This window comes from Streptomyces sp. CNT372 (assembly GCF_000377145.1).
Window position 1 is genome coordinate 100,064 of record NZ_KB897778.1, and the last position, 11,978, is coordinate 112,041.

Annotated in this window: 11 protein-coding genes and 1 riboswitch; of the genes, 8 read left to right on the forward strand and 3 right to left on the reverse strand. The window is 71.9% G+C overall.

Going from position 1 to position 11,978, the window contains the following annotated elements; all coding sequences use genetic code 11:
• Positions 1–116 precede the first annotated feature (116 nt).
• Both C593_RS0105765 and C593_RS0105770 read left to right on the forward strand, forming a co-directional pair.
• Positions 117–1,586 (forward strand): RDD family protein, encoded by a 1,470-nt coding sequence (locus tag C593_RS0105765; protein ID WP_026277390.1) that lies wholly within the window; start codon positions 117–119, stop codon positions 1,584–1,586.
• A gap of 86 nt (positions 1,587–1,672) precedes the next feature.
• Complete coding sequence (locus C593_RS0105770; RefSeq protein WP_018846348.1) at positions 1,673–2,452, forward strand: RDD family protein; 780 nt, start codon at positions 1,673–1,675, stop codon at positions 2,450–2,452.
• On the opposite strand, the gene C593_RS0105775 is transcribed toward C593_RS0105770, so the two are convergent.
• Positions 2,441–2,758: a hypothetical protein gene (locus tag C593_RS0105775; protein ID WP_018846349.1), complete on the reverse strand. Its 318-nt coding sequence runs from the start codon at positions 2,756–2,758 to the stop codon at positions 2,441–2,443. The two genes, C593_RS0105770 and C593_RS0105775, sit on opposite strands and share 12 nt — an antisense overlap.
• 413 nt (positions 2,759–3,171) lie before the next feature.
• Here C593_RS0105775 and C593_RS0105780 point away from each other — a divergent pair, with 413 nt between their 5' ends.
• Positions 3,172–5,580 (forward strand): immune inhibitor A domain-containing protein, encoded by a 2,409-nt coding sequence (locus tag C593_RS0105780; RefSeq protein WP_018846350.1) that lies wholly within the window; start codon positions 3,172–3,174, stop codon positions 5,578–5,580.
• 121 nt (positions 5,581–5,701) lie between these two features.
• On the forward strand, positions 5,702–6,034 hold the full coding sequence (locus C593_RS0105785; protein WP_018846351.1) for a hypothetical protein: 333 nt from the start codon (positions 5,702–5,704) through the stop codon (positions 6,032–6,034).
• Positions 6,035–6,199: 165 nt separating this feature from the next.
• On the opposite strand, the gene C593_RS0105790 is transcribed toward C593_RS0105785, so the two are convergent.
• Both C593_RS0105790 and C593_RS0105795 read right to left on the reverse strand, forming a co-directional pair.
• Positions 6,200–6,787: an isochorismatase family protein gene (locus C593_RS0105790; RefSeq protein WP_018846352.1), complete on the reverse strand. Its 588-nt coding sequence runs from the start codon at positions 6,785–6,787 to the stop codon at positions 6,200–6,202.
• 244 nt (positions 6,788–7,031) lie between these two features.
• The gene (locus tag C593_RS0105795; RefSeq protein ID WP_026277391.1) at positions 7,032–8,360 is read right to left on the reverse strand and encodes a nicotinate phosphoribosyltransferase; all 1,329 of its coding nucleotides are present in this window, start codon (positions 8,358–8,360) and stop codon (positions 7,032–7,034) included.
• 208 nt (positions 8,361–8,568) lie between these two features.
• On the opposite strand from C593_RS0105795, the gene clpS reads away from it, so the two are divergent.
• From clpS to C593_RS0105815, 4 genes are all read left to right on the forward strand, one after another.
• Positions 8,569–8,880, forward strand: coding sequence for an ATP-dependent Clp protease adapter ClpS (gene clpS / locus C593_RS0105800; protein WP_026277392.1), 312 nt, complete (start codon positions 8,569–8,571; stop codon positions 8,878–8,880).
• Entirely contained in the window at positions 8,880–9,473 is a 594-nt protein-coding gene (locus C593_RS0105805; protein ID WP_018846355.1) for a DUF2017 domain-containing protein, read from the forward strand. Before clpS ends, C593_RS0105805 begins: the two co-directional genes overlap by 1 nt.
• 329 nt (positions 9,474–9,802) lie before the next feature.
• On the forward strand, positions 9,803–11,242 hold the full coding sequence (locus C593_RS0105810; protein WP_026277393.1) for an amino acid permease: 1,440 nt from the start codon (positions 9,803–9,805) through the stop codon (positions 11,240–11,242).
• 89 nt (positions 11,243–11,331) lie between these two features.
• A complete protein-coding gene (locus C593_RS0105815; protein ID WP_018846357.1) occupies positions 11,332–11,760 on the forward strand; it encodes a M67 family metallopeptidase in 429 nt (142 codons plus the stop codon).
• An 80-nt stretch (positions 11,761–11,840) separates the two neighbouring features.
• A riboswitch (cobalamin riboswitch) is annotated at positions 11,841–11,953 on the forward strand.
• Positions 11,954–11,978: the final 25 nt, after the last annotated feature.

An 11,978-nucleotide genomic window follows, 5' to 3' on the forward strand; every position in this document is an offset into this window, starting at 1 on the left:
TGCTCGCGAAGTGACCGGAAAGTGGCCGTTGTCGAAGGACCGGCCCGGCCGCGCTCAAGGGTCTGATAGATGTGGACCCTTGTATTGAGGACTCGAGAAGATACGGGACCACGGTGATGAGCGCCCCAACCCCGGCCACCGGTGACACCAGCCCTGCCCCTGGCTATTACCCGGACCCTTCCATCCCCGGGTACGTCCGGTACTGGAACGGCGCCTCCTGGGTGCCCGGCACCAGCCGGCCCGCGCCCGCCTCCGGCGAGGACATGCCCACGCCGCCCGCGTCGACGGCCGCCGCCCCGGGTGCCTCGCGCGCGCCCGCCCCCCGGCCCCCGGCCGCCGTCGAGGAGACCGGCCCGGTCTTCCTGGACGAGGAGCCCGGCGTCGAGCCGTCCCGTCCCGAGCCCGCGTCCGCGTGGGGGGCCGACGCCGCCCGGCAGTCCGGCTTCGGCGGCGACCTGGACAACCGCGTCTCCTGGGGCAGCCCGGCAGACCCGGCGGGGAGCGCGCCCGATCCGCGCCGCCCCGCCGACGCGCCCGCGCAGGCCGCGTCCGCCGACCCGGCCGGTCCCGCCCCCGTCGACCCGAGCGGCGGCAGGCTGCCCGGGATGCGCTCCGTGGGGCCCGACGCGCGGGCCGAGCCCCGGCCGCGCCCGGCCGCCGACGCAGACCCCGCCCCCGGCGCCGAGCCGCCCGCCGACGGCACGGTCACCATCCGCGCGGTCCGCCCCGGCGCGGAGCCCAGGGCCGAGCACACCGTCACCATCCGGCCCCAGCGCCCCGGCCCGGCGGCCACCACCGCCCCCGCCTCCCAGGCCCAGACCCCGCCGCCCGCCCCCGCGCACCCGGAGCCCGTGCCCCGGCAGCCCGCGGCCGCACAAGCCGCCCAGGCACCGGCGACCCCGGCCGCGCCGACCCCTGCCCCCGCCCCCGCGCAGACCCCCGCCCCCGTCACCGACGGCTCCGGCGGCGGAGCCGCGTCCTGGGCGCAGCAGGTCCACCAACTGGCCCAGTCCGGGCCCGCGTCCGCCGGCGCCGACCAGCCCGTCCTGCCGTGGAAGCCCCCGGTCGACGACCCCTTCCTCCGCGCCGCGCAGGCCCAGGCGAACGCCCGCCCCGCCTCCCTCGGCAAGCGGCTCGCCGCCCGGCTGATCGACACCGTGCTGCTCGGCGCGCTGGTGGGCGCCGTCGCCGTGCCCGTCGGCACCAGCGCCTGGGAGCACATCGACGGCAAGATCCAGGCGGCCCGGCTGTCCGGGGAGACCGTGACCGTCTGGCTCGTCGACGGCACCACCGCCGTGCACCTCGGCATCGTCCTCGGTGCCCTCCTGCTGCTCGGAGTGCTGTACGAGGCGCTGCCGACCGCCAAGTGGGGCCGCACGGCGGGCAAGAAGCTCTGCGGGGTGCGGGTGCTCGACATCGAGACCCATGAACCGCCCTCCTTCGGGGGCGCCCTGCGCCGCTGGCTCCTCTACGGCGTGCTCGGTCTGCTCGTCGTGGGGCTCGCGAACGTGCTGTGGTGCGTCTTCGACCGGCCGTGGCGGCAGTGCTGGCACGACAAGGCGGCGCACACCTTCGTCAGCGGCTGACTGCCCGTCACGCGCGTGTCGCCAGGGGTTCCCCCGAACGCGCGCGAGCCCTTGCGGGGCCCGGGGCACCGGGGTGCACTGCCCCCATGAGCAACGACCAGCCGCCGCCCGGCCCGCCGCCCGATGACGACCCGTTCCGCAAGAGGCCCGAGGAGCCCGGCCCGCCCGGGGGATCCGGCGGCGGCCAGTCCCCGCCGCCCGGCTCCGGCTCCCCCTACGGCGGCCCCGGCGGCACACCTCCGCCCGGCAGTGGAGACCCCTATGGCAGCGGCGGCGGCTCCCCGTACGGTCCGCCCGGCGGCGGGGGCGGGCCGGGCGGACCGTACGGCGGTCAGCCCCCGCCCTACGGCTCCGACCCTTACGGCGGCGCCTACGGGGGATCGGACCCGCTCGCCGGGATGCCCCCGCTCGCGCCGTTCGGCAAGCGCTTCGTGGCCCGTCTGATCGACATCCTGATCATCGCGATCCCGCTGGCGTTGCTCTCCCTCCTGTTCGGGGGCTGGGAGTGGTCGTCGAACGGCGACGACTGGGACGAGTTCACCGAGCAGGTCAACACGGGCCGGCAGTGGCTGTGGACGCTCGTCTCGGTGGTCGCGTACGTCGGCTACGACACCCTCATGACCAAGACGGACGGGCGGACCGTCGGCAAGCGGCTGATGAAGCTGCGCGTCGCCATGCTCAACGACGGCCGCACACCGGACACCAGCGCGGCGCTGTTGCGTGCCGCTGTGCTCTGGGTGCCCGCGCTGGTGTGCTGCTACTGCGTCTGGTGGATCGTCATCCTGATCACCGTGGCGGCCGACAAGCCGTACAAGCAGGGGCTGCACGACAAGGCGGGCAAGACCGTCGTCGTGTCAGCCGCGTAGCGAGTGCTCGCCGACCCGGGCCCCGGCGCGCGGGGCGGGCACGCGGGTGGTCGGGCCGTCGGCCGAGGGGGCGGCGGCCCGCGACCCGGGGGCGGGGGCCCGGCCGGTGGGCCGGGCGCCGCCCGCCCGGGCAGGGCGGCGCAGCGGAATCCGCAGGGCGACCACGAGTCCCAGTGCCAGGGCGGCGACGCACACGGAGACGACGGCGGCGCCGCTCTCCGCACGGGTCAGCAGAAGCAGGGCGACGGTCGTGAAGACGACGGTCGCCGAACCATAGGCGTACTGTGCGGCAGTCGGACGCGGCATCGCGGTTTCCGTCCTCGGGACAGGGGCGGGCTGGGCAACTGGACCTGGTCGCACGGTCCAGCACCCTACGGTCCTGGATGCCCGGGGGGAACGCCGGGTAAGCGTGACCTGACCCACGGTGCCGGTGCACGGGGGGCGCACGGATTCACCGCGCCCCCCGGCGGACCCGGCCGGTGCGCCTCCGGGTCACGGCCGGGGACCCGGAGCCGGCCCCGGAGCGGGGCGATGCCGGACTCGTCCGGATACCGGATCTCCCCTTCTGCATAGTGCAGTTGGCCTGTTCAAGTCAAGGTCTGTCTTTTCTTCCGCGACTCCGGTCGAATGTCGTCACTTGAGACGCGTACACCGCGCCCGCGGACGACCCCACCATCCGGTCCGCGCCTGCGACGGGACGCGGGGGAGGACACCATCAAGTGACCAGCAAGCGACGGACGTTCAGAGCGTCCGCGGTCGTCGTGGCTCTTGCGGCGACGACCGCGACGGCCTCGGCGGTCACCTTCGCCCAGGCCGACGACCGCCCGGCGGGACCGGCGGCGATCGAGCGCCACGACCCGGCCCCCCACAAGGGCCATGTCGAGCACGACCTCGACGGACCCTTCAGCAAGCAGCAGGAGATGCAGCGCCAGGCAGCCCTGGAGCAGGTCATATCCGGCGAGGCCACGGTCCAGAAGCGCGGCGGATCCAAGGTCGTCAAACTCCACGACAAGAAGTACGTGGAGCTGGGCCGGGAGAAGACCGACAAGATCTTCACCATCCTGGTCGAGTTCGGCGACAAGGTCGACAACACGACGATGCACGACCCGGACGGCGACGGCCCCGAGCCGCCCGTCAAGAAGTACGGCGGCGACCCGGGTCCGCTGCACAACCAGATCGCCAAGCCCGACCGCACGGTCGACAACTCGACGGCCTGGCAGGCGGACTACAACCGCAAGCACTTCCAGGACCTCTACTTCGGCACCGGCAAGGACAAGAACGGGAAGAAGAAGGAGTCCGTCAAGACCTACTTCGAGAAGACCTCGTCGGGCCGCTACTCGGTCGAGGGCGAGGTCTCCGACTGGGTCAAGGTCGACTACAACGAGGCCCGTTACGGCTCCAACTACTGCGGCCAGTCCAACTGCGCCAACGTGTGGGACGCGGTCCGCGACGGCGTCACGGCGTGGACGGCGGACCAGAAGGCCCAGGGCCGCACCGACGCCCAGATCAAGGCGCAGCTGGCCCAGTACGACAAGTGGGACCGCTACGACTTCGACAACGACGGCGAGTTCAACGAGCCCGACGGCTACATCGACCACTTCCAGATCGTCCACGCGGGCGAGGACGAGTCGGCCGGCGGCGGCGCCCAGGGCGAGGACGCCCTGTGGGCCCACCGCTGGTACGCCTACGGCACGGACGCCGGCAAGACCGGTCCGGCGAACAACCGGGCGGGCGGCACGCAGATCGGCGACTCGGGCATCTGGGTCGGCGACTACACCATGCAGCCGGAGAACGGCGGACTCGGCGTCTTCGCCCACGAGTACGGCCACGACCTCGGTCTGCCGGACCACTACGACACCCAGGGCGGCGAGAACTCGACCGGCTTCTGGACCCTGATGTCGTCCGGTTCCTGGCTCGGCCGCGGCAAGGACTCGATCGGCGACCTGCCCGGCGACATGACCGCCTGGGACAAGCTCCAGCTCGGCTGGCTCAACTACGAGACGGCCAAGGCGGGCAAGAAGTCCACGCACACCCTGGGCGTCGCCGCGTACAACACCAAGCGGCCGCAGGCGCTGATCGTCGAGCTGCCCAAGCGCGCCGTCACCACCACCGTCGTGAAGCCCACCGAGGGCTCCAAGCAGTGGTGGAGCGACACGGGTGACGACCTCAAGAACACCCTGACCCGCTCGGTCGACCTGACCGGCAAGTCCGCCGCCTCCCTGGAGCTGGACGGCTGGTGGGACATCGAGGCCGAGTACGACTACCTCTACACCGAGGTCTCGACGGACGGCGGCGCCACCTGGACGGCCGTGGACGGCACCGCGGACGGTAAGGCCATCCCGCGCGACGCCGGTGACAAGCCGGGCCTGACCGGCCCCAGCGAGGAGCACCGCAAGCTGGTCTACCCGCTCGACGCGTACGCGGGCAAGAAGATCGACCTGCGCTTCCGCTACCAGACGGACGGCGGTGTGGCCGGCAAGGGCTTCACGGCCGACGCGATCACCGTCAAGGCCGACGGCCAGGCGCTGTTCAGCGACAACGCCGAGGGCGACGACGCCGGCTGGACGTCCAACGGCTTCTCCCGCATCGGCGAGTCCTTCACCCAGGACTACGAGCAGTACTACATCGCGGAGAACCGCCAGTACGTCAGCTACGACACCACGCTGAAGACGGGCCCGTACAACTTCGGTTTCGCGGCGCCCAAGGACGGCTGGGTCGAGCACTACGCGTACCAGAAGGGCCTGTTGATCTGGAAGTGGGACACCTCGCAGAAGGACAACAACACCAGCGTCCACCCGGGCGAGGGTCTGCTCCTTCCGATCGACGCCCACCCGGCGCAGCTGAAGTGGGCCGACGGCTCCCTGATGCGCAACCGCATCCAGTCGTACGACTCCACCTTCAGCCTCTACCGGACCGACGCGCTGACCCTCCACAAGGCCGGCGTGAAGGTGAGGATCCCGTCGCAGAGGGGCGTCTCGGTCTTCGACGACCGCAGGGGCACCTACTGGACGGCGGACAACCCGACCGCCGGCGTCAAGGTAACTGACACCAACACCCGCATCTCGATCGTCAAGCAGCCGAAGCACGGCCAGACGATCAAGATCAAGGTCGGCCCTTCGGGTAAGTAGTCGGTAAAGCAGCAGGTCAAACCATGATCGGCCGTCGCCCTCTAGCGGGCGGCGGCCGATCGTGTTTAGGTGCGGGGGACGAAGTTCTTATTGACAGTGACTCTCGGGGGAGTGGTTCCGCATGCCCGGCGGAGGTTTCGCCAAGCTGCCAGGAGGCAGCGTCGTCGTCGCGCTCAGCCTGCCGAATCCGGTGGGGGACGGGACGACGGTCCGGTTCCTGGTCCATGCCGCCAACCGGGCGCGCGCCCTGACCAGGCTGCGCAACCTGGGGCTGCGGGCGGTCTATCTGCGGGGCAACGCGGAGCCGCCGACCCCCGACGAGATCACCGCCGTGCTGCACCACCCCGACGGCCTGCTGTGGCGGTGCGACCAGGTCCGCTCCGGCCGGCCGCCGTCCCAGGAGCTGTGGCACCCGATACGGGCCCTGCTCAGACCGGTCGCCCAGCGCGGCTGAGGCGCGGGCGCCCGGGCGCGGGTCCGCCGCGGGCCCATGGGCGCGCGACGGACCGGTTCGGCCCGCGGGAGACCGGTACAGCGCGCCGCATCGCTTCGGCGCACCGGACCGATCGGCGCACCGGATCGATTCAGCGTGCCGGACCGATCGGCGCACCGGATCGTTTCAGCGCACCACCGGCTCGCCGCTGAGCTTCACGCCCGCCGCGCGCAGCTCGTCCAGCGCGGCGTCCGTGGTCGCGCGGGCCACGCCCGCCGTGAGATCCAGCAGCACCCGGGTGGTGAAGCCCTCCCGGGCCGCGTCCAGGGCCGTGGCGCGCACACAGTGGTCGGTCGCGATGCCGACCACGTCGACCTCGGTGACCTCCCGGTCGCGCAGCCATTCCGCGAGGGTGGCGCCGTTCTCGTCGGAGCCCTCGAAGCCGCTGTAGGCGGCCGAGTACGCGCCCTTGTCGAAGACGGCGGCGACGGCGCCGGAGGCCACCGCGGGGGCGAAGTTCGGGTGGAAGCCGACGCCCTCGGTGCCGGCGACGCAGTGGCGGGGCCAGGAGTCGACGTAGTCCGGGTGGGCGGAGAAGTGGTCGCCCGGGTCGATGTGGTGGTCGCGGGTGGCGACGACGTGCCGGTAGCCGGCCTGGGCCTGGCCGATCAGCTCGGTGACGGCGGCCGCCACATCGGCGCCCCCGTCGACCGCGAGGCTGCCACCCTCGCAGAAGTCGTTCTGGACGTCCACGACGATCAGCGCGCGGTGCATGGCGGGTGTCCTTCGGTGGTTGTGGTGGTGGCGGAGGGGGAACGGGGTTCGCGGCACTACCGAGCGTAGCCACTCCGGCGGCCGTGCGGGAGGGGGTGCGCGGGCCGGTGCCCGCTCCCGCCGGGCCGGATGCTCCCTGCCTGCCCTGAGCCGGCCGGGCGTACTCGGCCGGACGGCCCGGTGACGTACGCGGCCGGACGAGCCGGTGGGGTGTACCCGGGGGATGGCCCGGGGGCGTACTCGGTCAGACGTACTCGGTCGGCAGGACGGGCTCGCCCCGGGAGAGCTGCGTCGCCGAGAGCGGGAGCGTGGCGCGGGCCGCGATGTGGCGCTCGCGCGCCGCGTCCAGCGGCTCCCGGGCGACGACCTCGCCGCCCTTGACCAGCGGGACCAGCAGCTGCCGCCCGGCCAGCTCGCGCGGGACCTCGCCGGTGCCGATGACCTCAGCCTCCGCGACGCCCTGGCCGTCGAGCCGGCGGGCGGCCCACTTGCGGCCCCCGATCGAGGTCTTCCCGCCCAGGGACTTCTTCGCCACCGGCTCCAGCGGCGCGGCCGGGTCGGCGGACCGGGCGCGGGCCACCAGCTTGTAGACCATCGAGCAGGTCGGGTGGCCGCTGCCGGTCACCAGCTGGGTGCCCACGCCATAGGAGTCGACGGGCGCGGCGGCCAGCGAGGCGATGGCGTACTCGTCCAGGTCGGAGGTGACCACGATCTTGGTGTTCACCGCGCCCAGCTCGTCGAGCTGGCGGCGCACCCGGTGGGCGACCAGGAGCAGGTCCCCGGAGTCGATCCGGACGGCTCCCAGCTCGGGCCCGGCGATCTCGACGGCCGCGCGCACGGCCTCGGCCACGTCGTAGGTGTCGACCAGCAGGGTGGTCCCGCGGCCCAGGGAGTCGACCTGGGCGCGGAAGGCGTCCCGCTCGCTGTCGTGCAGCAGGGTGAAGGCGTGGGCGCTGGTGCCGACGGTGGGAATGGCGTAGCGGAAACCGGCCGCCAGGTCGGAGGTGGAGTCGAAGCCGCCCACGTAGGCGGCGCGGGAGGCGGCGACCGCGGCCAGCTCGTGGGTCCGCCGGGCGCCCATCTCGATCAGGCGCCGTCCGCCGGCCGCCGCCGACATCCGGGAGGCCGCGGCGGCGATCGCCGAGTCGTGGTTGAGGATGGAGAGGATCACCGTCTCCAGGAGGACGCACTCGGCGAAGGAGCCCTCGACGCGCAGGATCGGGGAGCCGGGGAAGTAGACCTCGCCCTCCGGGTAGCCGTGGACGTCGCCGCGGAAGCGGTAGCCGGCCAGCCAGGTCAGGGTCGGTTCGTCGACGATGCGGTGCCCGCGCAGGAAGTCGAGGACGGGCTGGTCGAAGCGGAAGTTCTCGATCGCGTCCAGGACCCGGCCGGTACCGGCGACCACGCCGTAGCGCCGGCCCCCGGGCAGCCGCCGGGTGAAGACCTCGAAGACCGAGCGCCGCTCCGCCGTGCCGGCCCCCAGCGCCGCCTGGAGCATCGTGAACTCGTACTGGTCGGTGAAGAGCGCGGTCGACGGGACGTCCACCGGCAGCCCAAGGTCCGCAACATTCACGACGATCAACCTCGCGTTTTCGTGTCCGGCCGCCCGTCCCAGGGGCAGGACGAACGGGGTCCGCCTCCGTCCGGTGCGGCCATGGCCAGAAGCGTACACCCCATTTCGTCAATCTGACGAGATCCTCTCGGGGTCGCTCCTCCGCGAGCTGTCGGCGGCCGGGGAGGGCCCGGGGTCGTTTGTGCGACGGGGGGTCTCAGGTGGCAGCATGGGTGGAGTGACCGTGCCACTGGAGATCGAGCGGACCGAGTCGGCCGAGGAGATCGCTGCCGTCCCCGAACCGGACGTGCCCTGGGTGACCCTCGTGCACAACGACCCGGTGAACCTGATGAGCTACGTCACCTATGTGTTCCAGGCGTACTTCGGCTACCCCAAGGACAAGGCCCACAAGTTGATGATGGACGTCCATCACAAGGGGCGCGCGGTCGTCTCCAGCGGCACCCGCGAGGAGATGGAGCGCGACGTGCAGGCCATGCACGGCTACGGGCTGTGGGCCACCCTCTCCCAGGACCGGAACTGATGAGCTCTCACTTCGAGCCGCTGAAGGGCGGCGGCGCCGCCGTGGTGCTGGACGAGGTGGAGATCTCCATCCTGCGCTCCCTCGCGGTCCAGCTGCTGGAGCTGATCGGCCCCGGCGACGAGCCGGCCCGGGGTGAGGACCCGCTCGCCGCCCTGTTCGCCGAGGGCCCCAGCGAGCCCCCCGCCGACCCGGCCCTCGCCCGCCTCTTCCCGGAGGCGTACACCGGTCCCGACGCGGACGCGGCGGACGAGGAACTGCGGGCCCGCTCCGCCGAGTTCCGCCGCTTCACCGAGACCGACCTGCGCACCCGCAAGCGCGAGGACGCCCTCGCGGTGGTCCGCACTCTCGACTCCCTCACCCCCGCCGGCGACGGCGGGGCCGTGCTGGAGCTGGGCGGCGAGGACTGCCTGCACTGGCTGGGCGCCCTCAACGACCTGCGTCTGACGATCGGCACCCGGCTGGAGGTCGGCGACGAGGACGAGAACGACGCCCTCTACCGGCTGCCCGACTCCGATCCCCGCAAGCCCATGGTGATGGCCTACCTCTGGCTCGGAGCGCTCCAGGAGAGCCTGGTGGAGACCTTGATGCCGTGACCGCGTGCGCGGTCACACAGGGTGAGGGCGTGTTCGCTCAGCGGACGCTCAGATCCGGACAAAGATCCCCCCAAGCGCGCGAGGCCCTTTCGGCGCGTACGTCCCGTACGTCCTGATCCTTCTGTGTCCTGCGCCACCTTTCCCCCGGTGGATCGCCGGTGCGGGCGTGATAGATCTTCACCTCCGCTCGGGAACGCCACCCATGTCTCCCGAGGGCGCTTGAGCCGGCAGACCGCCGGTGGCACTCCATCCACATCCGGGGGGATCAGGACCTGGTCCGCGGCCGCTACGCAGCGGAGCGGATCAGCATGGAGAAAGGGCGCACCACCATGACCTCGGTGCAGGTCGACAAGAACGCCGGCGGCGAGGCCGGGAGCAACACCTCGTCCGAGGGCTACGAGCGGGGACTCGGCAGCCGTCAGGTCCAGATGATCGCCATCGGCGGCGCCATCGGCGTGGGCCTGTTCATGGGCGCCGGGGCGAACATCGCCAAGGCCGGACCCAGCATCATCCTGATGTACGCGCTCGCGGGCGTCGTCATCTTCTTCATCATGCGGGCGCTCGGCGAGCTGCTCCTCTACCGCCCGGTCTCCGGCTCCTTCGCCGAGTACGCGCGGGAGTTCCTCGGCCCGTTCTTCGGCTTCGCCACGGGCTGGACGTACTGGCTGATGTGGGTGGTCACCGGCATGGCCGAACTCACGGCCGCCGCCATCTACATGCACTTCTGGTTCCCGGAGATACCTCAGTGGGTCAGCGCGCTGGTCTTCCTGGTCGTCCTCTTCGGCGTGAACCTCATCTCCGTGAAGATCTTCGGCGAGGTCGAGTTCTGGTTCTCCATGATCAAGGTCACCGCGATCATCGGCATGATCGTGATCGGCCTCGGCGTCCTCACCCTCGGCTTCTCCGACGCCGGTGACACCGCCGCCGCCTCCAACCTCTGGGCCCACGACGGCATCTTCCCGAACGGCATCGGCTCCAGCCTGATGACCCTTCAGGGCGTCATGTTCGCCTACCTCGCCGTCGAGCTCGTCGGCGTCACCGCGGGCGAGTCCGAGAACCCCGAGAAGACCCTGCCCAAGGCCATCAACACGCTGCCCTGGCGCATCATCATCTTCTACGTCGGCGCCCTCACGGTGATCCTCTCCGTCGTCGAGTGGACCGAGTTCTCCGCGGGCGAGAGCCCCTTCGTCCACGCCTTCGAGAAGATCGGCATCCCGCTCGCCGCCGGCATCGTCAACTTCGTGGTGCTCACCGCGGCCCTGTCGTCCTGCAACTCCGGTATGTACTCCACCGGCCGGATGCTGCGCGACCTGGCCTCCAACAACGAGGCCCCGCAGGCCTTCGGCAAGCTCAACAGCCGCCGCACCCCGGCCGTCGGCATCGGCGTCTCGGTCAGCCTCATGGGCCTCGGCGTGGTCCTCAACTACGTCGTCCCGGAGAAGGCGTTCGGCTACGTGGTCTCCGTCGCCACCGCGGCCGGTATCTGGACCTGGATGATGATCCTCGTCAGCCACATCCGCTACCGCTCCGCCGTGGACGCCGGCCGGCTGCGCGCCTCCTCCTTCCCGGCCCCGGGCGGCGCGCTGTCCAGCTGGGTGGCGCTGATCTTCCTGGCCGGTGTGACCTGCATGATCGCCTACGACGAGGACGCCCGGGTCTGCCTGTACGTGGCCGCCTTCTGGGCCGTGTGCCTGGTCGTCGGCCGGCGGGTCCTGCGGAAGGGCAACCCGCGGACCGCCGAGCGCGAGACCTCGACGAGCGGCGGCTGACCCGCGGGCGCGGCCCGCGTCCCACCGGTCGTCTCAGTGGGCGGTCTCCGGATCTCGTGTCCGGAGGCCGCCCGCTTATTCTGTCGCCCATGCTGACCATCACCCGAGCCCTGTTCGACCGGATCGTGGCCCACGCCCGCGAGGACCACCCCGACGAGGCGTGCGGAGTCGTCGCGGGGCCGGAGGGCTCCGGGCGTCCCGAGCGCTTCATCCCCATGCTGAACGCGGCCCGGTCGCCCACGTTCTACGAGTTCGACTCGGCCGATCTCCTCAAGCTCTACCGCGAGATGGACGACAACGACGAGGAGCCGGTGGTCATCTACCACTCCCACACGGCCACCGAGGCGTACCCCTCGCGCACGGACGTCTCCTACGCCAACGAGCCCGGCGCCCACTACGTCCTGGTCTCCACCGCGGACACCGACGACGCGGGCCCCTTCCAGTTCCGCTCGTTCCGCATCGTGGACGGTGTGATCACGGAGGAGGACGTCGAGGTCGTGGAGGCGTACCCGGCCTGACGGGCCGCGGACGGGCCCCGACCGGGGGCGGTGCCGGGGCGGATCGGGACCGGCGGCATACTGAGCCCGATCATCCGATCAACGACACCAGGGCGGCAGGGTCCAGGAAGCCGGTGCGACACCGGCACGGTCCCGCCACTGTGACCAGGCCCCGAGCCTGGAAGTCAGGAACTGACCTGCCGCCTGCTCCGACCGGCCAGGGGACGTGGACATCCCCG

Excerpts from the sequence above, each read along its gene's own strand:
- C593_RS0105765 (WP_026277390.1), top strand. The coding sequence starts at position 117 with ATGAGCGCCCCAACCCCGGCCACCGGTGACACCAGCCCTGCCCCTGGC.
- C593_RS0105770 (WP_018846348.1), top strand. The coding sequence starts at position 1,673 with ATGAGCAACGACCAGCCGCCGCCCGGCCCGCCGCCCGATGACGACCCG.
- C593_RS0105775 (WP_018846349.1), bottom strand. The coding sequence starts at position 2,758 with ATGCCGCGTCCGACTGCCGCACAGTACGCCTATGGTTCGGCGACCGTC.
- C593_RS0105785 (WP_018846351.1), top strand. The coding sequence starts at position 5,702 with ATGCCCGGCGGAGGTTTCGCCAAGCTGCCAGGAGGCAGCGTCGTCGTC.
- C593_RS0105790 (WP_018846352.1), bottom strand. The coding sequence starts at position 6,787 with ATGCACCGCGCGCTGATCGTCGTGGACGTCCAGAACGACTTCTGCGAG.
- clpS (WP_026277392.1), top strand. The coding sequence starts at position 8,569 with ATGGGTGGAGTGACCGTGCCACTGGAGATCGAGCGGACCGAGTCGGCC.
- C593_RS0105805 (WP_018846355.1), top strand. The coding sequence starts at position 8,880 with ATGAGCTCTCACTTCGAGCCGCTGAAGGGCGGCGGCGCCGCCGTGGTG.
- C593_RS0105810 (WP_026277393.1), top strand. The coding sequence starts at position 9,803 with ATGACCTCGGTGCAGGTCGACAAGAACGCCGGCGGCGAGGCCGGGAGC.
- C593_RS0105815 (WP_018846357.1), top strand. The coding sequence starts at position 11,332 with ATGCTGACCATCACCCGAGCCCTGTTCGACCGGATCGTGGCCCACGCC.